This is a genomic window from Clostridium sp. MCC344 (assembly GCF_018785365.1).
In the GTDB taxonomy this organism is placed as follows: domain Bacteria; phylum Bacillota; class Clostridia; order Lachnospirales; family Lachnospiraceae; genus Pilosibacter.
Map to the genome: position 1 here is coordinate 64,120 of NZ_WQPQ01000060.1, position 25,990 is coordinate 90,109.

16 protein-coding genes and 2 tRNA genes are annotated in these 25,990 nt (G+C 47.8%); 11 read left to right on the forward strand and 7 right to left on the reverse strand.

Annotation, left to right across the window (positions count from 1 at the left end; all coding sequences use genetic code 11):
• The 4 genes from GPK90_RS13920 to rbr all read left to right on the forward strand — a co-directional run.
• A partial coding sequence (locus GPK90_RS13920; protein WP_215703254.1) for an Ig-like domain-containing protein occupies nt 1-1,582 on the forward strand: 1,582 nt, incomplete at its 5' end.
• A gap of 32 nt (nt 1,583-1,614) precedes the next feature.
• Nucleotides 1,615-8,454, forward strand: a complete 6,840-nt coding sequence (locus GPK90_RS13925; protein WP_215703255.1) for a S8 family serine peptidase — start codon at nt 1,615-1,617, stop codon at nt 8,452-8,454.
• Between the two features lie 118 nt (nt 8,455-8,572).
• On the forward strand, nt 8,573-9,505 hold the full coding sequence (gene cysK / locus GPK90_RS13930; protein WP_215703256.1) for a cysteine synthase A: 933 nt from the start codon (nt 8,573-8,575) through the stop codon (nt 9,503-9,505).
• 450 nt (nt 9,506-9,955) lie between these two features.
• Nucleotides 9,956-10,492 carry a rubrerythrin gene (rbr, locus tag GPK90_RS13935; RefSeq protein WP_118298609.1) on the forward strand — a complete coding sequence of 179 codons (537 nt, stop codon included), beginning with the start codon at nt 9,956-9,958 and terminating at the stop codon, nt 10,490-10,492.
• 183 nt (nt 10,493-10,675) lie between these two features.
• Here rbr and GPK90_RS13940 read toward each other — a convergent pair whose 3' ends face one another.
• A complete protein-coding gene (locus GPK90_RS13940) occupies nt 10,676-11,254 on the reverse strand; it encodes a TIGR01440 family protein (protein WP_215703257.1) in 579 nt (192 codons plus the stop codon).
• Between the two features lie 121 nt (nt 11,255-11,375).
• On the reverse strand, nt 11,376-12,833 hold the full coding sequence (locus tag GPK90_RS13945; RefSeq protein WP_215703258.1) for a nicotinate phosphoribosyltransferase: 1,458 nt from the start codon (nt 12,831-12,833) through the stop codon (nt 11,376-11,378).
• A gap of 796 nt (nt 12,834-13,629) precedes the next feature.
• On the opposite strand from GPK90_RS13945, the gene ileS reads away from it, so the two are divergent.
• From ileS to GPK90_RS13980, 7 genes are all read left to right on the forward strand, one after another.
• Nucleotides 13,630-16,833, forward strand: coding sequence for an isoleucine--tRNA ligase (gene ileS, locus GPK90_RS13950; protein ID WP_215703259.1), 3,204 nt, complete (start codon nt 13,630-13,632; stop codon nt 16,831-16,833).
• A 182-nt stretch (nt 16,834-17,015) separates the two neighbouring features.
• The gene (locus tag GPK90_RS13955; RefSeq protein WP_215703260.1) at nt 17,016-19,469 is read left to right on the forward strand and encodes a glycogen/starch/alpha-glucan phosphorylase; all 2,454 of its coding nucleotides are present in this window, start codon (nt 17,016-17,018) and stop codon (nt 19,467-19,469) included.
• 270 nt (nt 19,470-19,739) lie between these two features.
• Nucleotides 19,740-20,690, forward strand: a complete 951-nt coding sequence (locus tag GPK90_RS13960; protein ID WP_182426771.1) for a SpoIID/LytB domain-containing protein — start codon at nt 19,740-19,742, stop codon at nt 20,688-20,690.
• Between the two features lie 264 nt (nt 20,691-20,954).
• Nucleotides 20,955-21,815 (forward strand): peptidoglycan DD-metalloendopeptidase family protein, encoded by an 861-nt coding sequence (locus GPK90_RS13965; RefSeq protein ID WP_118530554.1) that lies wholly within the window; start codon nt 20,955-20,957, stop codon nt 21,813-21,815.
• Nucleotides 21,816-22,035: 220 nt separating this feature from the next.
• Complete coding sequence (locus GPK90_RS13970; protein WP_118514883.1) at nt 22,036-22,308, forward strand: spore coat associated protein CotJA; 273 nt, start codon at nt 22,036-22,038, stop codon at nt 22,306-22,308.
• Complete coding sequence (locus GPK90_RS13975; protein ID WP_243106552.1) at nt 22,305-22,679, forward strand: spore coat protein CotJB; 375 nt, start codon at nt 22,305-22,307, stop codon at nt 22,677-22,679. The genes GPK90_RS13970 and GPK90_RS13975 overlap by 4 nt, the downstream gene beginning before the upstream one ends.
• Before the next feature lies 1 nt (nt 22,680).
• Complete coding sequence (locus GPK90_RS13980; RefSeq protein WP_215703261.1) at nt 22,681-23,304, forward strand: manganese catalase family protein; 624 nt, start codon at nt 22,681-22,683, stop codon at nt 23,302-23,304.
• A gap of 84 nt (nt 23,305-23,388) precedes the next feature.
• Here GPK90_RS13980 and GPK90_RS13985 read toward each other — a convergent pair whose 3' ends face one another.
• From GPK90_RS13985 to GPK90_RS14005, 5 genes are all read right to left on the reverse strand, one after another.
• Nucleotides 23,389-23,559 (reverse strand): DUF1540 domain-containing protein, encoded by a 171-nt coding sequence (locus GPK90_RS13985; RefSeq protein ID WP_021903995.1) that lies wholly within the window; start codon nt 23,557-23,559, stop codon nt 23,389-23,391.
• Nucleotides 23,560-23,682: 123 nt separating this feature from the next.
• The gene (locus GPK90_RS13990; RefSeq protein ID WP_118530560.1) at nt 23,683-24,099 is read right to left on the reverse strand and encodes a CBS domain-containing protein; all 417 of its coding nucleotides are present in this window, start codon (nt 24,097-24,099) and stop codon (nt 23,683-23,685) included.
• Nucleotides 24,100-24,110: 11 nt separating this feature from the next.
• The gene (locus GPK90_RS13995) at nt 24,111-24,707 is read right to left on the reverse strand and encodes a lactate utilization protein (RefSeq protein ID WP_215703262.1); all 597 of its coding nucleotides are present in this window, start codon (nt 24,705-24,707) and stop codon (nt 24,111-24,113) included.
• 438 nt (nt 24,708-25,145) lie between these two features.
• A tRNA-Glu gene (locus GPK90_RS14000) sits at nt 25,146-25,217 on the reverse strand.
• A gap of 4 nt (nt 25,218-25,221) precedes the next feature.
• Nucleotides 25,222-25,295, reverse strand: a tRNA-Pro gene (locus GPK90_RS14005).
• Nucleotides 25,296-25,990 lie beyond the last annotated feature (695 nt).

Consider the following 25,990-nt stretch of genomic DNA (forward strand, 5'->3'; position numbering starts at 1 on the left):
AGATCAGCCGGGTACCCCAGAAGAAATAACAGTAGTGGGATACGAAAATCTGAAGGAAGTTAATGCGGAATATGGTGAAGATTGGAGCCAGGTCTTAGAACGCCTTCCGAAGCAGCTCACGCTGAAATTAAGTAACGGGGAAACGAGAGACGTGGATGTAACATGGCCGTCATACCTGAACACATATCGTCCGGGAGAAGTAAAAATATATGGAAGATATGACCTGCCGGAAGATGTAAGGGGAGATAAACCGGAAGTTTCACTCACGATTATCGTAGCAGAAAAGCCGGAGGTGCCGGAGATCATCACGGCAGTGGGATACAAAGCAATCGACTCTGTAACTGTAAAATATGGGGAAAGCCGAACTGGTATTTTAGAGGCGCTTCCAAATACGATCACATTGCTGCTGAGCAACGAGAAAAGCATTGATGTGAATGTTGAGGATTGGATGACCTCGAAAGTGAATACATGGGCAGCAGGTACATATTACGCTGAGGCACAGTACGAACTTCCGGAGAATGTTACAGGAGATAAGCCGGAAGTAAAGGCTGAGGTCATTGTAGAGGAAAAGAAAACTTCGGACATGACACTGGATCAGCAGGATTACTACTATGACGAAAATCCGGTCATTACTTTAAAAAATATGAATTTCCCGGAAAAAGTGACAGTGACATATCTCGGCGATTATTCTGATAAAGAATATACAGATGGAGTGGAGTACCGTTATGATAAGGAGAATGGAACGATTACTCTGTTTACACAGCAGATCTTAAAGAGAGACAGCGGAAGCTTATCTTCAGCTGAGAGGGTAGATCTGGAAGTAAATGCAGGAGATCATTCAAAGTATATTACAGTAAGTTATAAAGCGAGCAAATCCGTATATGCTTATCCGACTGCATATGAAGATATCGAGACTGGCGCAACAGTAAAAGCAGAAGTGATCGGTCTTGAAAAAGCAGATTATGATGCGCTGAAGCTGTATGCAGATGATCAGGAACTTACAGGAATTGAAGTGACAGAAGAGCGTGTGGATGGTGAAATGTGCACATATATCAATATTCCGTATGCTGCTGTCAAAGACCAGCTGGATGAAAATGGCTCTGTTGCCCTGACAGGAAAGGTTCCTGGAGCAAAGGCATTTACACTTACTTTATCCTACAAGCAGGAAACAGAAGCAAAAACATTAAATGCTGAAATTCCGGAGACAGACGATGGTACGAAGTATGGTTATCCGATTTATCCGTACGATGAGTACAGCAGCATAAAGATCAATATCAATGACAGTGAGCTGACCCTTGACAAGATTAAAAATGAACTTCAGATCGATATGCAGAGCGAAGGGGAAGAGCGTTTTACAGTGCCGTCACCGATCGACAAGGAGACAGATTCTTCTAAGTATGGATATTGGAGTGTGCAGAAAACAGCAGATGGTTTTAGAGTCCTTCTCCCGACAGATCAGTCAGAGGGAACGTTAAAATGGCAGATCAAGCCGGGAACAGATTATGACCGGTATGTGACAACGATCTATCTGAAACTTCCAGGGTATACAGAGACAGAACTGCATGTTGTACTGATGCCGTAAGTAGGGGAACAATAACAAAAAAGAGGGCTATTATGATAAAAAAGATAAAAGAGCTGACGTGCAAAGCACTTGTACTTTCTATGCTTGCATCTACAGTACTTCCGGGATTCTCCGGAAGTGCTTACGGTGCATACGGGGAAAAAGCTGCAGCTGATTCCGAGAAAACAGAGTATGTACTGTCAGAAATTGAAAGCCTGCTGAAGGGCAGTGCACCGTACGATATACTGATCAAGTGTACATATTCCGATGATGGTACGGGGCTTTCCAGAAAGGAAAAGGCAAACAAAGCACAGAGGGAGCTACTGGAACTACTGGAACAGAAAACAAAGGATCAGTCTGTGACGGAGTATCAATCCTATTACATTGTAAATGCGGTTCATGCGATCATCACATCGAAGGAATTGATAAAGCAGATCGCAGAACTTCCGAATGTGGAAAAGATCACACCGAACAATAAAATTGAATTGGTCGAGCCGGTCGAAGATGACGAGGAACCTGAAACGGCATCATATTCAGTTCGGAATTCAATTTTTGAACCGGATGAAAAGAACATTGAATGGGGAGTATCTATGGTCCACGCGGATAAAGTGTGGGACGATTTCCATATCAATGGAGAAGGCGTTACCGTAGGAATCATCGATACCGGTGTTAATTACAATCTTCCAGCAATTCAAAAGGCGTTTAAAGGTTATGATGAATCGACGGGAAAGATCGATAACCGCTACTATAAGGATTTTATAGACGATCTCCCGGAACCGGAGGCATCTTCTGTCAACGATCATGGAACGCATGTAGCCGGAACGATCTGCGGACGTGAAGGCGACAACCTGAACCAGATCGGTGTAGCGCCCGGGGCCAAATATATCAGTGCGAGAGCTTTGAATGATGAAGGCGGAGAAGTCGCGAATCTTCTGGAAGCAGCAGAGTGGATGCTGGAGCAAAAGCCGGACGTTATCAATAACTCCTGGGGGGGAGACAATGATGACGATGACTGGTTTTCTGAGATCACAGAAGCATGGATCGAAGAAGGAATCGTTCCGGTATTTGCTGCCGGAAACCAGTCTTCTGGAGATCCGGCACCCGGATCGATCGCAAACCCGGGAAATCTTCTGGAGGTACTTTCTGTAGGTGCTGTGGACAGAAATAAGAATCTTGGAAAGTTTTCCCTGGTGGGACCGTCGGCGTTTGATGAGACAGGAAAAATTATTAAACCGGAGATTGTAGCACCTGGTGTACAGGTCAGAAGTGTGGATGCAACAGGAAATTATGTAAGCTGGAATGGTACAAGTATGGCAACACCGCATGTGACTGGTGTAGTTGCACTTCTGAAACAGGCTGCTCCGGGACTTTCTGTCCGGGAAATCAAAAATGTGATCACGGAGACTGCAGAGCCGCTGACAGATCGGAAATATCAGGAAACACCCAATATGGGGTATGGATATGGTCTGATCAATGCATATGATGCAGTTGCACGTTTGAAGGGAAAGACGATCGGTTCTATTTCTGGAACAGTAAAGAAGCTGGGTACGGATACAGGAGCCAGCAGTGCAGAGTTCATTGGCGATGATTCTGGATATCTGGGAAGAGATGTCGAAGTGTCTGTAAAGGTAAAAGAGGATGTTTCTATTAAGAAGGCAGCCCTGTATTATCAGATTGGACAAGACGGTGATGAGATAGAAATTTCCCTGAAACTGACAGACGGAGAACAGAATGATGGAATCTATGGAGCAGTTCTGGACGCAGATATCCTGGAAGAAGGAGAATTGAATCTCAGAGCTGAGATTACGGATTATGCGGATAATATCACAAAAATCGAAAAGACGATGCAGATTCTTCCCGGCATTAAAGTTCCGTGGAAACAGGATTTTGAGGAAGATATGCAGGGATTTCTGATCGAAGGAAACTGGAAGTTATCCCATCGCGAGTCAGCAGCTGAACCGGAAATGCCGGATGATGGAAATACATATATTGGAATTGACGGCGGACAGAGTACGTTTGAAAAGCGTGTGGACAGCTATTTATATCTTCCGCCGGTTGACCTTTCTGATATGAATGAGGGGGATCCGGTATTCCTCTCAGCAGATATGTATGTGGGATTTACGGGAATCAGCCTTTCTGAGATCCAGGCATCTTATACAGGAGATGAGGATGACTGGGAAGTTGTCTATAATCTGACAAAACGACCGGATATTACGGAACGGAAATGGGAGCACAATACATATTCCCTTTCTAAATATGCTGGAAATTCCAAACCGTTATTGTTGAGATTTTATTTCTTTGGACATGATGCGGACAGTGGTGTGGGCTGGTATCTGGATAATCTGGAACTTGACACCGCTGGAAGTGAGATTCCGGAGAAAGTTACCGGACTGAAAGCTGTGGTAGATCAGAAGGGACTTTGCATAAGCTTTGTAAAAGTAGAAGAACCGGATGTAGAGAATTACCGGATCGAGCGAAGAAGCGCAGACAGCGAATTTGAAGAAGTCGCAATGCTGGACAAAGATGCAAAAGAAGAATTCATCAATAACGGAGTAGATAAAACTCACTACCGGATCCTCTGGTATGATGATACCGCAGAGGCAGGAGAAACATATTGGTATCGTGTCCAGGCTGTCGATCTTGGTGGGCAGGAAGGGCCATGGTCAGATGAGATAAAAGTGAAGGTATCATCATATGAAACATCTGTATCATATGAGTTTGATGAGAATGACGGGGGATTTACCTACGAGATCCTTTCTGGGGAAGCAGATGACTGGGAATGGAGCCATCCGGAAAGACCGGACGATGAATACATGGATTTCATTCTAAAACAGGTATGGGAAAACCTGGAAAAGAACGGCTCCGGAATGTGGGGAACCACAGCGAATGGACTCCTTTCCAAAAAGCAGGATTCCTGCCTGCTTATGCCGGAATTTGAGGTTTCTGAAGGGGATTATTTCTATTTTGATTCTCTTACCACGGAAAGTATTGTGGGTTCCAACCGCATGACGGTGGAAATCAGGGAAGCTGATACGGATGAGTGGTTTACTTTGTTTACAAGAGAAGAGGTGCAGAAAAAAGAGCAGCAGCATGAATGGCAGACACTTTCAAAGAATCTGTCAAAGTATGCAGGCAAAACTGTACAGGTAAGATTCCGCGTGTCAACAGGCACAGATCTTGTTTCTTCTTACGATCTTGGCTGGTTTATTGACAACATTTTTGTGAGCAAAGCGCGTTCAGAATTTTCAGGAAGCAAAGCGTCAAAGTTGATTGCAACAGGTGGAAATGCTGTAAGAAAATATAATACGGCAACCAGATCAAATGCAATCAGAAAAAAAACTGCTGTTTTCGGTGGACAGGAAAATATCTCTGTGCAGGGAGAAGTGACAGAAATTCCGCTGAAGGCAAAAGTGACAGTACTGGAGACAGGAAAGTATACATATGCCAGTGAGATCGATGGAACTTATCATCTGGATCATGCGGTAAATGTGGAGAAACCATATACACTGGAAGTTTCGGCATATGGGTTTGAAACTCAGAGGATCTCTGTAGATCTGAATCAGGATCCGCATCCAAATATTGACTTTGTTCTCAAAGAAGCACCAAAGGCAGTCATTAATGGTATTGTTGAGGATGAAGCAGGAAATCCGTTGGAAAACGCAAAAGTCCGCGTCCTGGAAAATGACAGTATTCCGCTCTTTGAGACGGATAAAAATGGATCCTATACCGGAAATGGTGTATATGCCGGAAACTGTACACTTCGTGTGTTTAAAACAGGCTATATTCCGCAGGAAGTGAAGGTAACCTTGACTGAAGGTGAAAATCAGGTGGATCCAGTACGCTTAAAAGAAATCGGAGACTTTGCCGAAGAAGAAGCGGATTACGGTTTTGTAGTGGAAGAAACCGAAGGAAGCTATCAAACTGTACACTTTACAAGTGGAATGAAAGGCGCAGCTGTATGGTTCCAGTCACCGCATAAAGGAGGAATTCTAAAGAGTGCTGATATTTTCCTCGTTAATAATAATTATTATGGTGGGGATCATGTGGAGATTGGGGTTCTTGGATATGATAAGCAGGGACGTTTAAGAGAACTTGCACCGTTCAGAGAATATGAAAATCTTGTTCCGAATGAATGGAATAAGATTGATCTGACAGAATATTGGATCCAGAGGGATGAACCGGTTTATATTGCAGTTCAGTATGAAAAGGAACTGGCTTCCTGCATGGGTGTATTTTATGACGTAAAAGCATCAGATAAGGCGAAAGAAAGATCGTTTGTCTATGATGGGGCTTTTACAAAGACAACGGCACTTTCTGTTCCGGGAGCTTATGCGATGAAAGCATCCTGGTATTATCCGAGGAATGCAGAGAAAAATCCAGAATCCAGTGTAGATGGAGGAAACTCTGGTGGGGATACAGGAAATGTTAAACCGACGGATGAAGAAGAGTTTGTATTTGATCCGGAAACCCAGACGATCACAGAGTACAAGGGGGAGAAAACTTCTGTTGTTGTACCAGCTGAGATTAAGGGTGTTCCGGTGAAGAGAATCGGAAATGAGGCATTTAAAGGAGACGGAAAGGATGCTGATAAGCGGCTCCGTACTGTTCGAATTTCTGAGGGAATCGAAGAAATCGGTAAGGATGCCTTTAAAAATAATAATCTTCAGAAAATCTATCTTCCGGATAGCCTGAATGTTCTGGAAGAGGGGGCATTTAAATATCAGTGGAAGACAGGTATGGATGACGATTCTTTGACAGTACGTCTGCCGGAGAACATTCATATTGTAGAGAAATCCGTATTTGAAAGTGCAGGAAGCCCGCTTAAAGTAGAAATGCCCGGAGTTCTAACAATCAGGACAGGAGCGTTTGCAGGAAATAAGTCAGTGGAAGTACAGGCGGATGTTCTGGAAGAGATTGAAGATGGAGCATTCGGAAATACCTCCAGTGTACAGTTTGAATATGCAAAGGTGTATACAGGAGAAAACTCCGTGCTTGAATCAAAAGATGGACAGTATCTGATCAATCCGGCAGTCGTGGAACTGAATATGATCAATGCTAAGGATAAGGAGGATGTCATTAAAATCGGATTAAAGTATGGAACAGAAAATCCATATGGAATGACAAGAAATTATCCGGCATCTGATTTCTATAGAATCGGGCAGACGGTCACAGTAAATGCACCTTCGTTCAGAGATAACGGAAAAGTATATGTAAGTAAAGACAAATCGCAGACGTTAACTCTGAAAGAGAAAAATACGCTTGACTTTTACTATTATCTTCTTGAAGCACAGATCAGAATGCCGGTTCTGGAAGGAGATAAGGAAACGGTTGGATTTGTACTTCCGGGTGCTGAGGTGCAGGTGACAGCAGGAGGCTACACCGGAAAAACAGTGGCAGATGAAGCAGGATACTTTTATCTGGAACTTCCGGCAATAAAAGAGGGCGATACGCTCTCCTTCACAGTCAATGGACAGGAAGCAGGAAGTACAGCCGCAGAGAAGGCCGGAAATGGTCGCTTCGTTGTAAAAGATCATGTTCTTCTTCGGTATGTCGGCGCGGATGAGAATGTAGAGATCCCGAACTCAATTGGAAACAGCGGAGCAATCACAAAGATTGGCGATTTTGCCTTTTTCGGTAAAAAAATTAATAAAGTAACTCTGCCGGATCAGGTTGAGACTGTTGGTGCCGGTGCATTTATGGGAACAGGACTTCAGGAATTTGGTTGGAATTTAAATGATATCAACAAGGCAGGTTTAAGGATCATTGAGGAGGATGCATTTAAAGATAACGAACTTTCTTCTGTGAAGTTCCCTGAATTAATGCATGCGGTGAGAACTGGTGCGTTTGAAAATAATCAGATCAAAACTCTGGAACTTGGAAAATACACTGGACATATCGGTGACCGCGCATTCAAGAACAACCAGCTGAAGAATCTTATTCTGACAGGCAAGACAGAAGAGATCGGAAAAGAAGCATTTATGAACAATCAGCTGGAAACTCTGGAATTTGCGGCGAGAGTAGCAGGAGCGGAAGAGACATTTGAACTTCCGGAATACAGCTTTGCTGGAAATCGTCTGAGTGAAATTACTCTTCCAGAACTTGTGTCAGGAGTAGAAGAGAGTGCTTTTGCAGATAATGAGGGAGGAAAAGTAACACTCAGGACAGATGTTGAAAGCATTCAGCCGACAAAGACATATGATGTTTTGAGAAGCGATGGAACAAGGCTGACATTGGATCCAGAAACAGACAAACCAGAAACAGACAAACCAGGAACAGACAAACCAGGAACAGACAAACCAGGAACAGACAAACCAGGAACAGATGATCCGGGGCCAGATAAACCAGATCCCGGAAATGGAGGCAATACTGGAGGCGGCGGACATTCCGGCAGCAGAGGAAACAGCTATTCCAGACAAAGTGCAAAATCGGCAGTTCCAGCTGGATATACCGGAGCAGTGCAGACGATACACGGATACATCCTTCCGGCAGGTGTGATGGAAGGAACGTGGCGAAAAGAAAGTGGAACACCATACTGGAACTTATTGGATCAGTTCGGTAATCAGTGTGTTGGAGGCTGGAGACTTGTATATCTGTCTGCGGCATCTGCAAATGGTCAGACAATGCCGTATGGATGGTTCTGGTTTGATGGAAATGGAAGAATGGCAACAGGCTGGATGACAGATGCGTCAGGAAATACATTTTATTTGAATACAGAACAAAATTCCTTAGAGGGCATGATGATAACTGGCTGGCAGAAAATCGGAGAAAACTGGTATTACTTTAAGACAGAGTTTGGTCCGGATATGGGAAAACTTTTGAAGAATACAGTGACTCCGGATGGCTATACAGTGACCTCTGATGGACGATGGAACGGTATGCCGGCAGTGCATTAAGTATTGAAAGACTTCGTGAGCCATAAAACTTATGGCGCGCGGAGTCTTTTTAGTATTGACAAATCCGTATGTTTACAATATAATCCTATTAACATATATGAAAGGTAGGTAATAACTCATGGCAAATATATATACATCCGCAGACCAGCTGATCGGAAAGACTCCGCTCTTAGAGCTCACACAGATTGAAAAATCCGAGGGACTTAACGCGAAGATCATTGCGAAGCTGGAATATTTCAATCCGGCCGGATCGGTAAAGGACAGGATCGCGAAGGCGATGATCGATGACGCTGAGGCGAAGGGAATCTTAAAGGCTGGTTCTACGATCATCGAGCCGACTTCCGGAAACACAGGAATCGGTCTTGCGTCGGTCGCGGCTGCCCGCGGTTACCGGATCATTATCGTTATGCCTGAGACCATGAGCGTGGAGAGACGCCAGCTTATGAAAGCCTACGGCGCGGAACTTGTGCTCACGGAGGGCGCAAAGGGAATGAAAGGCGCGATCGCAAAGGCGGAGGAGCTCGCAAAGGAGATTCCGGGAAGCTTTATTCCGGGACAGTTTGTAAACCCGGCGAATCCGGAAGTTCATGAGAGAACAACCGGACCGGAGATCTGGGAAGATACGGACGGCAAGGTTGATATTTTTGTCGCTGGTGTCGGCACCGGCGGAACCATCACCGGAACCGGAAGATATTTAAAGAAACAGAACCCGAATGTGAAGGTCGTTGCGGTGGAACCGGCAAGCTCTCCGGTATTGAGCCAGGGCAAGGCAGGATCCCACAAGATCCAGGGAATCGGGGCCGGATTTGTTCCGGATGTTCTTGACACGAAGATCTATGATGAGGTTATTGCAGTAGAGAATGATGACGCGTTCGCGGCAGGAAAGTTAGTTGGAAAGAAGGAAGGAGTCCTCGTGGGAATTTCCTCCGGTGCGGCGATATGGGCAGCAATCGAACTTGCGAAGAGACCGGAAAATGCAGGAAAGACGATCGTGGCACTGCTTCCGGATACCGGCGACAGATACCTTTCCACACCGTTATTCGCGGACTAGTACGTTAAAAAATTGTATCATGGATGAAGAAAAGACTGCAGGATTATGCGAAAAGGCGCGCGATCCCGCAGTTTTTTGCGTTGCCATGCATCTGTAAAGAGTTACCGGCGGCAGGTTCTGCAGGTGACTGAAAATAAGGAGAAATACTTTGGCACATGCCAGGCGGATATCGCTAAGAAGGTTGTGACAGGTTGAAAGCCGGAGACAGTGGGGGAGGCCGGAATGTCGTATCCGTGCGGACCAAAAGAATCATACTTGTAAAGTAAAGAAAATATAAAATAGTAATAATTACTATTATTGACTTTTGAGAAGAGATGTGGTAGAATACAGACATGAGGAAAACAACGGATGACCGTTGAAAAAAAGTACGGATAAACAGAAGAAAAGAAAGGCAGACTGAATACGGGAATGCCGAAAATAAAAATTAAGATCTGAAAGGAGACCAGTTTTATGAGCAAATACGCAGGAACAAAAACAGAGAAAAACCTTGAGGCCGCTTTCGCCGGAGAATCCCAGGCAAGAAACAAATATACCTACTTTGCATCCGTAGCAAAGAAAGAGGGATATGAGCAGATCTCCGCATTATTCTTAAAGACTGCTGACAACGAGAAAGAGCACGCAAAAATGTGGTTCAAGGAATTAGAAGGGATTGGCGATACCGCAGCAAACCTTGCGGCAGCAGCAGACGGCGAAAACTACGAGTGGACCGATATGTATGATGAGTTCGCAAAGACCGCTGATGAGGAAGGTTTCCATGCACTGGCAGCAAAATTCCGTATGGTCGGCGAGATCGAGAAACATCACGAAGAGCGTTATCGTGCTCTCCTGAAAAATGTAGAGACAGCTTCCGTATTCGAGAAGAGCGAAGTAAAGGTATGGGAGTGCCGCAACTGCGGACATATCGTGATCGGAACAAAAGCACCGCAGGTATGTCCGGTCTGCAATCACCCGCAGAGCTATTTTGAGGTTCACGCAGAGAACTATTAAAAGTACGGACCAGTTGAAAATAAAAGTCGAAAAAAAAGTGGCCTTCATCCCAGAATCGGGATGAAGACCATTTTTTTTCGTTGGGGAATTCCCATGGAATTTTTGCCTTCAAGTCAATGTCATCTTACGGTCAGCGCAGTAAATGCACAGGCTTGCTGAATAGTTACATCATTTTTATAACTTCTATTTCTGGTAAGCAGCCCGCTCTCCGCCGATATATTTGAGTCTCGTTCTCGCGCATACGACATGGGCGGAGCCGATGGACTGGATCTTCGTGCGGACCGGAACGGCAACATGGCGAAGGTGCATGCCGATCAGGGTATCGCCAATATCGATCCCAGCGTGTGCCTGGATGTATTCCACGGCGCACGGAGATTCAAAACCGTTCCATGCGGCGGTGGAGAAGGAACCGCCGGCCTTTAACTGCGGTTTTACATTCACCATCTCAAGGCCATATTTCTCAGCACATTCATCCTCGACGATCAGAGCGCGGTTTAAGTGCTCACAGCACTGGGCGGCGAGGTAGAGACCGTGTTTCTTTGTCACATGGGAAAGGGAGGTAAAGACAGCCTGTCCGACTTCGCTGCTGGAGTAGCAGCCGATTGCGTGGGCAGCGATCTCGCTGGATGAGCAGCCCACCACCAGGATCTGCCCCGGTTTCATTGCGGCGGTATTGATCAGCTCCTCGGCGATCGCTTTTGTCTGTTCATAAATTAAGTCAAGGTCCACATCGACGGATGTGGCGATATCTGTTGCGCTCATAGTATTTTCCTCTTTTTGCAGAATGCCCGGAGACTGAAAATACTCCGGGCGGCATATGGTTTCATGGTTAAACGGATCCAGCGGTGCATGCCGCTGTCATGAGGAACGTGTGAACTGGAAATTACTCGAAATGATATTTATCGAGCAGCTCATGTTTCATATCCCAAAGAGGCTTGGAGAGATCCACATGGACCTCATGCGGGTTTACGAGACGTTTTGTCTCATCCCACAAGGTATTCAGTTCCTCTTTACAGTACTTCTGGATGTCCATGACCTTCGGGGAGTGGTAAATACACTCGCCGTCCTTAAATACCTGGACCGGAAGTTCCCGCATCGTGTAGGTTCCCGGAGCGAGAAGTGTCTTTTTCCAGGTCGCGATCGGGTCAAAGAGCAACAGCGGTTCGTCCTCGTTGAAGGTCTCACCGACGAGACAGATAATGTCCGCGATGACCTTGTGGCTGTCCTTGCCATAAATGCGGTAGGTCGTCTTGTTGCCCGGGTTTGTGATCTTCTCCTCGTTCTCGGAAAGCTTGATCTTCGGGATAAATTTGCCGGTCTTCTTGTCCATGATCGCAGCGAGCTTATAAACGCCGCCGAAGGACGGGCAGTCTTTGGAGGTGATCAGGTTTGTTCCGACACCCCAGGAGTTGATGGTCGCACCCTGGTTCTTTAAGCTTGTGATCAGATTCTCATCAAGATCGTTGGAGGCGGAGATCACAGCGTCTGTGAAACCTTCTGCGTCGAGCATCTTTTTCGCTTCCTTGGAGAGGTAGGCGAGGTCGCCGCTGTCCATACGGATCCCGTAGAAGGTAAGCGGGATTCCGGCTTCGCGCATCTCCTTGAATACCTGGATCGCATGCGGGATACCGGAATTTAAGGTATCGTAAGTATCAACGAGAAGAATGCAGGCGGTCGGGTAGAGCTTTGCGTAGGTACGGAATGCGGTGAGCTCGTCCGGGAAGCTCATGATCCAGCTGTGGGCATGGGTCCCCTTTACCGGAACATCAAACATCTGGCCGCAGAGAACATTGGAGGTACCGATACAGCCGGCGATCATAGCGGCTCTCGCACCGTAGATTCCGGCATCCGGACCCTGGGCACGTCTTAAACCGAACTCCATAACTCCGTCTCCGCGGGCTGCATGGACGATCCGGGAAGTCTTTGTTGCGATCAGGCTCTGGTGGTTGATGATATTTAAGATCGCGGTCTCAACGAGCTGGGCCTGCATGATCGGAGCGATGACTTTTACGAGAGGTTCCCGCGGGAACACAACGGTTCCTTCCGGGATCGCGTAGATATCGCCCGTGAATTTGAAGTCTGCCAGATATTCCAGGAAATCTTCCCCGAAGAGTCCTGTTGTGCGGAGATAATCGATATCTTCCTTATCAAAATGTAAATTTTCAATGTATTCGACAACCTGCTCTAAGCCGGCCGCGATCGCAAATCCGTTTCCGTCCGGATTTGTGCGGTAGAATGCGTCGAAGATAACTGTCTCGTTCGCATCCTTTGCATGAAAATAACCCTGCATCATGGTCAGCTCGTAGAGATCTGTAAGCAGCGTCAGGTTTCGTTCGCTCATAATATTTCTCCTTCATGTTTCTCCGCGTCGGATACCGCGCGGAATATTGAACGCAGCGATCCGGCATAGCATCGGACAGGAACTCATACCGGATGATAGCGACAGCGTGAGCACGGTTCACCCCAAAAGAAACGCGCGGCTGTCAAACGTATTGAAGTTGATTATATCAGCTCTTGTGCGAAAAGGCAAATTTTACGTTAAAAAAGTAACGATCAATTAAAAAGAACGTAAAATATGACTAAAAACCTTAGAAAGAAAACCGAACAAAGAGAAAATATGGAAAGAATTCGCAACAGTCGGGGGATTCCCTTGACTTTTAAATACCTTATATTTATAATTGATTTGTCTGTATATCTAAGATGCAGGCGATCATAGAAAAAAGCCATGACGGAGACAGTAGGTTCACAAGCAGAAAGCCAAAGCGAGCCGGGGACGATGGAAGCCCGGTGCTTTTTCGTGAAAGGAAGATCACTCCCGAGCTGGAAGCTGAACCCCGGGTGCGGACCGTGTTCCCGGAAAGTAAGTATCCCCGGCCTTTTCCGCCGTTAACGGAAACTCATATGTCAGTATGCAGTAATAGGTGGTTAAAAGCGTTATTTCGCCCTGTTCTCATTGGAACAGGGCTTTTTTATTTCTTTATTACCAACCGACGGCACCGGAAAGGCGCCGGGCGGACCTGACATACGACACACAAAAACACGAAGAGCGCGGCAGGGGACCGTCTGCGGAGAGTGCAGAGGGAAGCCGAGGCAACGAGAAAGCCCCGCGCGAAAAAAAGAATTGGAGGAAATGTGTCATGTACGAGAAAGTATCAACAGACCTGAACTTTGTGGACAGGGAAAAAAAGGTTGAGAAATTCTGGAAAGACGAAAAAATCTTTGAAAAAAGTATCGACAGCCGCAGAAAAGGAACCCCATACGTGTTCTATGACGGACCGCCTACTGCAAACGGCAAGCCGCATATCGGACACGTACTTACCCGTGTCATCAAAGACATGATCCCGAGATACCGCACCATGAAAGGATACATGGTTCCGCGTAAAGCCGGCTGGGATACCCACGGACTTCCGGTAGAGCTTGAGGTCGAGAAGCTTCTTGGTCTCGACGGAAAAGAGCAGATCGAGCAGTACGGTGTTGAGCCGTTCATCGAGAAATGTAAAGAGAGCGTCTGGAAATACAAAGGAATGTGGGAGGATTTCTCCAGCACCGTTGGTTTCTGGGCTGATATGGATAATCCGTATGTTACCTACCATGATGACTATATCGAATCCGAATGGTGGGCATTAAAACAGATCTGGGACAAAGGACTCCTCTACAAGGGATTCAAGATCGTTCCGTACTGCCCGCGCTGCGGAACACCGCTTTCCAGCCATGAGGTTGCCCAGGGATATAAGGATGTAAAGGAAAAATCTGCCATCGCCCGCTTCAAAGTAAAAGGCGAGGACGCATATTTCCTTGCATGGACCACAACACCGTGGACTCTTCCGAGCAACGTGGCACTCTGCGTAAATCCGAAGGAGACATACGCAAAAGTAAAGGCCGCAGACGGTTATACCTACTATATGGCAGAAGCCCTGCTTGATGCCGTTCTCGGAAAGCTTGCGGATAAGGAAAACGGAACTCCGGCATATGAGGTTCTTGAGACATGCACCGGTAAGGACCTTGAGTACAAGGAATATGAGCCGTTATTTGACTGCGCAGTTAAGATCTGCGAGAAACAGCACAAGAAAGCATACTTCGTGACATGCGCGGATTATGTTACCCTGACAGACGGTACCGGCGTGGTACACATTGCACCGGCTTTTGGTGAGGACGATGCCCAGGTAGGCCGTCGTTATGATCTCCCGTTTGTACAGCTTGTAGATGCAAAGGGCGACATGACAAAGGAAACTCCGTATGCAGGCGTATTCGTGAAGAAAGCGGATCCGATGGTCTTAAAAGACTTAAAGGAAAAAGGTCTGTTATTCGAGGCACCGGCATTCGAGCACAGCTACCCGTTCTGCTGGCGCTGTGACACACCGTTGATCTACTATGCGAGAGAGTCCTGGTTCATCAAGATGACAGCGGTGAAGGATGACCTGATCCGCAACAACAATAAGATTAACTGGATTCCGGAATCCATCGGTAAAGGACGCTTCGGCGACTGGCTGGAGAACGTTCAGGACTGGGGAATCTCCAGAAACCGTTACTGGGGCACACCTCTTCCGGTATGGCAGTGTGAGTGCGGAAAGATGCACTGCATCGGCAGCCGTGAAGAATTAAAGAAGATGAGCCCGAACTATCAGGATGTTGTAAAGAAATACAGCAAAGAGATGGACGGAGACAAGGGAGAGGTTGAGCTTCACCGTCCGTTTATCGATGATGTAGTGATCACCTGCCCGGACTGCGGAAAAGAAATGCACCGTGTACCGGAGGTTATCGACTGCTGGTTCGACTCCGGTGCGATGCCGTTCGCACAGCATCACTATCCGTTTGAGAACCAGGAGCTTTTCCACAAACAGTTCCCGGCACAGTTCATCTCCGAGGCCGTTGACCAGACAAGAGGATGGTTCTACTCTCTCCTTGCCGAGTCCACGCTGCTCTTTAATGAGCCGCCGTACCAGAACGTTATCGTTCTCGGTCACGTTCAGGATGAGAACGGACAGAAGATGAGTAAGTCCAAGGGAAATGCCGTTGATCCGTTCGACGCATTAAAGACATACGGCGCTGACGCGATCCGCTGGTACTTCTACATCAACAGTGCACCGTGGCTGCCGAACCGTTTCCACGGAAAGGCCGTTATGGAAGGACAGAGAAAGTTCATGGGTACTCTCTGGAATACCTACGCATTCTTCGTTCTCTACGCAAATATCGACAACTTCGACGCAACCAAGTATACACTGGAATACGATAAACTTCCGGTCATGGACAAATGGCTGTTATCCAAGTTAAATTCTACTGTTAAGGCAGTGGATGACGACCTTGCGAACTACCGCATCCCGGAGGCTGCAAGAGCACTCCAGGAGTTCGTGGATGACATGAGCAACTGGTATGTAAGAAGAAGCCGTGAGCGTTTCTGGGCAAAGGGCATGGAGCAGGATAAGATCAATGCTTACATGACTCTCTACACAGCTCTCGTGACGATCAGTAAGGCAGCAGCTCCGATGATCCCGTTCATGACAGAGGAGATCTACCAGAACCTGGTAAGATCCATCGACAAGACGGCTCCGGAGAGCATCCACCTCTGCGACTTCCCGACCGTTGATGAGGCACATATCGATGCCGAGCTGGAAGCAAAGATGGATGAAGTATTAAAGATCGTTGTGATGGGACGTGCGGCAAGAAATACCGCAAACATCAAGAACCGTCAGCCGATCGCCAGAATGTTCGTAAAGGCACCGGAGAAGCTTCCGGAGTTCTACCAGGAGATCATCGAGGACGAGTTAAACGTGAAGTCCGTAGAGTTCACAGATGACGTCAGAAACTTCACATCCTACACCTTCAAGCCGCAGCTTAAGACCGTAGGACCGAAGTACGGCAAACAGCTCGGAAACATCAAGAAAGCTCTCGCTGAGTTAGACGGAAACGCTGCAATGGATACGTTAAACGAGAAGGGCGCTCTGACCTTCAACTTTGACGGAAACGAGATTGTTCTCACAAAGGATGATCTTCTGATCGACATGGCACAGACAGAAGGTTATGTATCTGAGGCGGACAACACCGTGACAGTTGTTCTCGACACGACTCTGACACCGGAGCTTCTCGAGGAAGGTTTCTACCGCGAGATCGTCAGCAAGATCCAGACGATGCGTAAAGAGGCCGGATTCGAGGTTATGGACCACATCTACGTTTACGTTGACAAGAATGAGAAGATCGCAGATCTGATCAAGAAGTACGCAGACGAGTTAAAGAGTGAAGTCATGGCCGACAGCATCACGCTCGGCGAGATGACTGGATATACAAAAGAGTGGAACATCAACGGTGAAGATGTTGTACTCGGTGTCGCGAAAGTGACAAAATAGACGGATGACAACAGGAAAAAGTTCCGCAGCGCGGGGATTTCATGAACAATATTTATGGACAGACCCGCAATGCGGAACCTTCCTGTAAATAAGGGGTTCACATGGACCGGATCACAGACGCGGCCTGAAGAGGCATGGCGCGGGATCCGGCCATTAAGAGAGTATAAAGGAGGACTTTAGGGGTGAGTCAGACAATTAACAAGGATGAACTGAAGAAGACCATTGTGTTCAACGTAAAGAGCATCTACCGCAAAACGATCGACGAGGCGACTCCGGCTATGGTTTACCAGGCTGTCGCACTTGCAGTCAAGGACATGATCATCGACCGTTGGATCGCGACTCATAAAGAGTACGACAAGCAGGATGCGAAGATCGTTTACTACATGTCCATGGAGTTCCTGACCGGTCGTTTCCTCGGAAACAACATCATCAGTCTCTGTGAGCAGAAGGAGATCGAGGAGGCACTCTCTGAACTGGGATTTGACCTGAATTCCATTGAGGATCAGGAACGGGATCCGGCACTCGGAAACGGCGGTCTTGGACGTCTTGCGGCATGCTTTTTGGATTCCCTTGCATCTTTAGGCTATCCGGCATATGGCTGCGGCATTCGTTATCGTTATGGAATGTTCAAACAGCAGATCCGTGACGGATATCAGATTGAGGTTCCGGATGAGTGGTTAAAGGATGGCTATCCGTTTGAGATCCGCCGCGCAGAGTACGCGACGGAGGTCAAGTTCGGCGGTTACGTTGAGACTGAGTGGGACGGAAAGAGAAATCATTTTGTACAGAAGGGCTACCAGTCTGTTATGGCAGTTCCATATGATATTCCGATCGTGGGATACGGCAACAATGTCGTAAACTCCTTGAGAATCTGGGATGCACAGCCTGTGAACACCTTCAACTTAAGCGAGTTCGACAAAGGTGACTACCAGAAAGCCGTTGAGCAGGAGAATCTGGCAAAGACCATCGTTGAAGTCCTTTATCCGAATGATAACCATTATTCCGGAAAAGAGCTTCGCTTAAAACAGCAGTATTTCTTTATTTCTGCCAGTGTTCAGCGTGCCATCAAAAAGTACAAGGAAAAGCATGACGATATCCATAAATTCTATGAGAAGGCATCCTTCCAGCTAAACGATACACATCCGACCGTTGCTGTCGCTGAGTTAATGCGTATCTTACTTGACGAGGAGAACTTAGAGTGGGATGAGGCCTGGGAGATCACCACAAAGACATGTGCCTACACGAACCACACGATCATGGCGGAAGCTCTTGAAAAATGGCCAATCGAGCTCTTCTCCCGCCTTCTTCCGCGTGTTTACCAGATCGTTGAGGAGATCAACCGCCGCTTCGTTGCCCAGATCCAGCAGAGATATCCGGGCGACAACGAGAAGATCCGCAGAATGGCGATCATTTACGACGGACAGGTCCGCATGGCTTACCTCGCGATCGTCGGCAGCTTCTCCGTAAACGGCGTTGCGAAGCTCCACACAGAGATCCTTGAGAAACAGGAGCTTCGTGATTTCTATGAGATGATGCCGGAGAAGTTCAACAACAAGACGAACGGTATCACCCAGAGACGTTTCCTTCTTCACGGAAACCCGCTCCTTGCAGACTGGGTAACCGACAAGATTGGAAACGAGTGGATCACCGACCTCTCCAATATCAAAAAACTCTCTGTCTATGTGGATGACGAGAAGTGCCAGCAGGAGTTCATGAACATCAAGTACCAGAACAAGATCCGTCTTGCGAAGTACATCAAGGAACACAACGGAATCGACGTTGACCCGCGTTCCATCTTCGATGTTCAGGTAAAACGTCTGCATGAGTACAAGAGACAGCTCATGAACATCCTTCATGTGATGTATCTCTACAACCAGTTAAAAGATAACCCGAATATGGATATCGTTCCGAGAACCTTCATCTTCGGCGCAAAGGCAGCTGCCGGATATAAGCGCGCAAAGCTGACCATCAAGCTCATCAACAATGTAGCAAACGTGATCAACAACGATAAGTCCATCGGCGGCAAGTTAAAGGTCGTATTCATTGAAGATTACCGTGTATCCAACGCAGAGCTGATCTTCTCCGCCGCTGATGTCAGCGAGCAGATCTCCACAGCAAGTAAGGAAGCGTCCGGTACCGGAAACATGAAGTTCATGTTAAACGGCGCTCTGACGATCGGAACCATGGATGGTGCGAACGTCGAGATGGCGGAGGAAGTCGGCAAGGACAACATGTTCATCTTCGGAGCGTCCGCAGATGAGATCATCAACCTTGAGAACAACGGTGGCTACAACCCGATGGATATCTTCAACAATGATCAGGATATCCGCCGCGTGCTGATGCAGCTGATCAACGGTTACTATTCTCCGCAGGATCCGGAGCTGTTCCGCGATATCTACAACTCCCTGCTCAATACCCAGAGCAGCGACCGCGCGGATACTTACTTCATCTTAAAGGATTTCCGTTCCTACGCGGAAGCTCATAAGAAGATCGACCAGGCATATCGCGATGAGAAGTGGTGGGCAAGAACCGCGATGTTAAATACGGCTTCTTCCGGCAAGTTCTCTTCCGACCGTACGATCGAGGAGTATGTAAGGGATATCTGGCATCTTGAGAAGATCAAGGTAGAGCTGTAATCCGACACTTAAAATATTACGTAACTGTTCAGTACCCTCACACCTACAGAAACCTCCCCCGGAGATTTCCTTCGGATGCATGGCAGGTTACGAGCAAAAATCCATTCCAGATCGGCTTCGCCGATGGGATTTTTGCCTTCCGTCCCATGTTTTATTACGGTCAGCGCAGCAAGTGCGCAGACCTACTGAATAGTTACAATATTACTAACATAAAAGAATCACCCGCTTCATACACTGGAAATATCACGGTGTATGAGGCGGGTATTTTTTATGAAACGATTTTTTATGCTCCTGTTCGCGATGGTCATGATCCCCTATGTGACGACTCTCGCGTGGACAGGCAGGATCCGGACGGATGTGGGGGAGAGCATTCCGACAGAGGAGTTTCTCGTGGGGATGGTGACGGCGGAGATCCCGGCGGAATATGGGATCGAGACAATGAAGGCGCAGGCCGTGCTCGCAAGGACGTATGTGTACCGGATCGTGGATCCCGGGATCGGTGGGGAAAACATGGACGATCCGGGAACAGACAGCGGCGCCGGAGCTGCGGGATGGGGAAAACGGAGCAGGACTCTGGACCGGGACCTTATGGAGGAAGAGTTGGACATCGACTGCCTGAGTGTACGGGAGATGGAGAAAAAGTGGGGAAACGAACATTTTGAGGAGTACTATGAGAAGGTCCGCAGGGCGGTCCGGGAGACGGAAGGACTTGTCGCGGAGTATGACGGGGAACTGATCGAGCCGTTCTACTGTCTCGCGTCGGCAGGAAAGACGAGAGAGCTGGCGGCGTATCCGTATCTTTCTTCTGTGGAGAGTCCGGGGGATCTGGAAACGGAAGGATTTTTATATGTCCGGACGTTCACGGAAAGCGAGTTTGCGGACAGGATCGGGCGGATCGGCGGACCGCAGCCGGCTGCGGACGGGATCGCAGAGAAGATCCAGATCATCGAGCGGGACAGTGCCGGATATGTAAAAAGGGCGCAGATCGGAAATATGGACTATACGGGAGATGAGGTCCGGGATTCCCTGGGACTTTCGTCATCATGCTTTTATTTTTCCTCCGCGGACGGAAAGATCCGGGTATCCTCGAAAGGGATCGGCAGCGGATACGGATTTTCGCAGGCTGGGGCGGACGCCATGGAGAGAGAGCAGGGGAGTGCGTTTCAGGAACTGCTGAAATATTATTTCCGGGGGATCGAAATCGTGAAGATCGCGGAGTAGAGGATCTGGCATGAATGACTCTGCTCCTTTTTTATCAGGATTGCGTGCTGCTGGCACGATGTGCTAATGATGCGCGTTTGCGCGAAGCTGAAGAATGCTGCAAACGACTGTGCCCAGTGCAGGAATGTGCCGGGGCATATGTTCTGTTGTGAGCTTTGTGCGGTCTGTCCGGCAAATGTGCAGACTTGCTGAATTATCGCAGAATTTTTTGCTTTTGTGAATAACTTTATCATCACGGGTAAAAATATAACCGAGGTGATAAACGTGAAAGAAAAAGGAAATCAGCTGTTCAGGGACAAATTTGTCCTTGTCATGCTCGTGCTCGGCCTGCTGACTATTGTTGCGGCAGCAGGAGTTGTGAGGATCCAGAAAGGGAGAGAAAATATCGAAAAGAGTCCCTATCTGGAGATCGAAGATCCGGACCATGTGATCGCGGGGGATTCCAACGCAGGCGCAGAGTCCGGAGGGGATACTTTGGCCGGGGAACTGGCGGCATCAAAAGATGAAACCAGAAACGTGGAAAATACCGGAGATGGCAGAAATGCTGCGCTTGCGGAAAATGAGGCGGGAACAGGTACGGATCCTGCTGCCGCTGCCCCGGGCATTTCTGAGGATACCGGTCTTGCGGATGCGGCAGGCGGAGCCGGGGCTGCATCGGATCGTTCCATGGCGGAAGCCGGAGCTGCCGTCACGGAGTCCCTGGTGCTCGACTTTGCCGATACGGACAAGCTCGCCTGGCCTGTAAACGGGAACATCGTTCTCGGCTACAGCATGGACACCACGACATATTTTCCGACGCTGGACCAGTATAAAGTCAACCCGGCAAATGTGATCCAGAGCGAGGTGAGCACCCCGGTATCGGCCCCTGCGGACGCCAGGATCGTCTCTGTGGGGACGAATGAGGAGATCGGAAACTATGTCGATCTCGACTTTGGAAACGGCTACACAGCCGTCTGCGGTCAGTTAAAGGAGATCCCGGTCGTGGAAAACGAGTATGTCCACCGGGGCGACCTTTTAGGCTATGTCGCGGAGCCGACGAAATACTATACGGTGGAAGGAACGAATGTGTTCTTCGAATTCTTAAAAGACGGCGTGCCGGTGGATGCGCTGGATTTTCTGGAGTGAGCGGGATGGATCACCCCGGTCAGTGTCATACCTGTGCCCACGAATCAATCCGGTTATGGATGCGCAGGGAAGAGACAGTGTGCGGCAATAAAATAAAGAGGAGTTTTGTGGAAGAGCTTTCAGGGAGAAATTTCTGAAGGCTCTTTTTCGCAGTGGAAAGATCCCATTTTTGATTTTGTGCATACCATAATATCAGAACAAAGAAAGGAGACATCCGCATATGAATTGCAGAAATTCTGATCTGCCGGATACCGCCCGGACTTCTCCCTGCGGCTGCGGCAGACTTCCATCTGATATTTCCGGCCCGGGACCTGTCGTCCGCCCGGTGTCCCGTGCCTGCTTTGACGGCAATGATCCGATATTTCCGGTAGGAATGGGCTACGTCCCGGTGCAGATGTGGGGAACCACATATCCGTTAGCCAGAGGCTTTGTCCGGGGGACGATCTTCCCGACTCTGGATCTTCCATTCGCGATGGGGAGGTGCAGAAGATGAAAGAATTCTATCGATGCAGTATGATGCCGGGAATGCCGGCAGAACCGATCCGTGATCCGCGCCTGTCTGCTCAGAATGTCGTGCCGGCGTGCGGCAGCTGTCAGGGCGGTGGAGACATGATATTTCAGGATAAAGAGGCACTGATGCGCCAGATCATGGAGGCAGGATTTGCGATGGATGATGTGGTCCTGTTCCTGGACACTCATCCGGAAAATCAGGATGCACTCCGCTATTACCAGGCTGTCCGCGACATGCGAAATCAGGCCATTGCCGCCTATGAAAGCCAGTTTGGACCATTGAGATATGCCGATGTGACATCCTCATCCTGGGACTGGGTAACTGAAAAATGGCCGTGGGAAGGAGGATGTTAAGATGTGGGTCTATGAAAAAAGACTGCAGTTTCCGGTGAATATTAAGGAGCCGAATGCGAAGATGGCACAGTTTATCATGAGCCAGTACGGTGGGCCTGACGGCGAGATGGGTGCGTCCATGCGCTATCTCTCCCAGCGCTACTCAATGCCGTATGGGGAGCAGAAAGCGGTTCTGACGGATATCGGAACGGAGGAGCTCGCCCATCTGGAGATCGTCGCGGCGATCGTTCACCAGCTCACGAGAAACTTAACAGCGGAGGAGCTGGAAGCGCAGGGATTCGGCCCGTACTATATCGACCATACCACAGGGATCTGGCCCCAGGCAGCCGGCGGCGTGCCGTTTAATGCCTGCGAATTCCAGTCGAAGGGTGATCCGATCACCGATCTGTTTGAGGACCTTGCTGCGGAACAGAAAGCCCGGAGCACCTACGACAACATCCTTCGTGTCGTGACGGATCCAGATGTCTGCGAACCGATCCGTTTCCTCAGAAAACGCGAGATCGTCCATTTCCAGCGCTTCGGCGAAGCACTCCGCGGCCTCCAGGACCGGCTCGATTCCAGAAATTTCTATGCGTTCAATCCGAGCTTCGATCCGGCACCGGTGAGGGCAGGAAATTCACGGTAGAAGAATAGAAAAAGAGATCCCGTTCCTTTTCCATAAAATTTATGGGAGGAAGGGATCTCTTTTCTCGTCAAGGGTCAGACAGGACTACATCTTGCACTGGAAGGAATCACAGTCGGTACATTCCTTTTTTGTAGGATTGAGCTCATGCGTTCCTACATGGATGCGGTCTAAGGTGCAGTAATCCACATTTTCCGCATGATGCACGCAGTTATGGATCGAGCACTGGATGCTGTCGTTCTTTTCCTGATTCATCATTTCTCACCACCTTTTTCTGGGATGGTATCAGTATAACCGGACGGCAGAAAATGATGCTGGAAGAAAATGACAGGAATTTATGCGACAGTCTGGAAAAAGCCATTTGAACCGGAATCCAATAACTTAAGCATTTCCTGTTTTCTTATAGGAACCGGAAAAATATTTCATGATATCACGTCTCGTGATAATTCCGATAAAGGATTTATTGTCATCGAGTACCGGGACAAAGTTCTGCTGCATCGCCTTGTCCAGCAGATCTTCCATTTTCGCACCGGCATTTACCGGGCTGTTGTCCTGACGGCGCTTTACTTCCATGATGGAGATCAGCTCCATATCCTTTAAACTCTGGTTCATATGGCTCTTCATGTACCAGAGCAGATCACCTTCCGTCAGCGTTCCGGCATACCGTCCTTGTTTCGTAAGGATCGGCAGGGCGGAGTAGCGGTGCGCTTCCATCAGGTCGATCGCTTCTCTCAGGTTCGCGTCAGAATAGATAAATGCCACATCACTCTTTGGTGTCAGAAAAAACAGAATATTCATGTGTCTCTCCTTTAATATCCAAGATCTTCATTGATAAATACCATTTCAACTTCCATTCCGGTACAGGGGCGTTCTAAGATCAGGATCGCGTTACAGATCCTCTCCGGACTGTTGCAGTCATAGCACTTTTGGTCATCGGACACGACGCAAGGAGTCTTCTTGTTAAAACGCGCCGCGTTCTTTGGACAGGCGATATTTCGCGCGCGATCCATTGCGGAGGACAGATCCGGCGCGATTTTATTTTTCCCGATCACATAGTATACTCGTTTCGGTCCAAATAAGCTCTCGGAAAGACGGTTTCCGGTCCCGTCGATGTTGATGATCTGTCCGGTCTCTGCAGCGGCATTTGCGCTCAGTATGTATACGGTAGATTCTTTTTTTGCCCGGATCCTTGCATCCGGTCCCTGTTCCCAGTGCCAGATCACTTCGTTGTCTTTTCCGAGGACCTCAAAGAGATTCATCACTTTTGCGGTGATGGAGCCGCCAAAGCCGACCTTCTCGCCCTTGATCTGGTTACTCAGATAAGCGGCAGCTTCCTCCTTTGTCTCGAAATATGATGTATGAAAACGATGGTTTTCAAAGTTCTTTTTTAATACTGCGTAATCCATAGGTTCTCGATGTTCCTCCTTCGGGTACAGGCGGCAGCCGCCGCCGGGTCAGTGGCGCAAAAACCGGTCCAAAAGAAGCAGCGGATCAGCTTTTTCTTGCGTAAATAGAGTCATGATACTTCACCATGACTCGTCTATTGACATTATAGCATAAATTGTAACAAAAAGAGGGAAGAAAACATGAATTATTTGTGAAAAAATTCGAAAAGAGTCATAGTATATGAAAAAAAGGTTCCTGCCTGGAGTTCTTTGGATGGGTGATTTTGATATCATATTGACATTAAAAAAATAGAATATGATGTAGGCAGCTAAGAAATGTGGTGAACTTTTCTCATGCGACGCAAAAACCCCAGAGGTGGCAGCCTCTGGGGTTTTCTTGTATTAATGAAACTATGATAGACATAAAAAAGAAGCTGTATGGAATTCCATACAGCTTCATGACCTGTCCGGGAATCGAACCCGGGTTTACGCCGTGAGAGGGCGTCGTCTTGACCGCTTGACCAACAGGCCGGAATCGAGGCGACAAGATTCGAACTTGCGACCTCTGCGTCCCGAACGCAGCGCTCTACCAAACTGAGCCACGCCTCGATGTCTTTAAGGTTTTGTGTTTTGTGCTGTTCACCAGCGACTCGTATATAATAGCATGACCTTGAAAAAAATGCAAGCGTTTTTTTGAAAAAATTTCAATTTTTTGAAAAAAAGTTTTTTCGGCGAATCTTCCGGGATCAAGAAAAACCTCACAAAGCCTTATTTTATAAGGAAAAACAGCAATCGATGGGTATGGGAATCATGCGCTGCGAGCAGGAAGAAAAATGTCCGGAAAGTTCACAGAAACCCAAAAAATCGAAAAGAAACATGAAAATTCAATTCAAAGATCGATAAGAACACTATGACCCTGACGGCAGATCCTAAATGCAAGCAATATGAAGATGCATGAATCATATTTCAGTACAGTCTGTTATACAGAACTGTATTTCAAGCGATTGACGGAATGAATAAAAAGACTGCCGCATTTCCGATCCTGCGGCAGACTTAAAAGAGGGGATTTATATTGTAAATGTTTTTAAAACAAAAGGGAGGGACCGGCAGAACGCTCTGCCGGTCAAGTATGAAAAAGTATATTTTGTTCCAGGCTTGCTGTCCTGTTACGCTTTACAGGATACTGGAAAAATGTGTCGAAATATTGTGTTTGATGTGAAAAAATTGTGAAATCGCTGTAGGATAGAATGCTCACCTGGAAGGAAGCTCCTTTTTTCGGGCATGAGTTTTCTGGAGTGGAAATT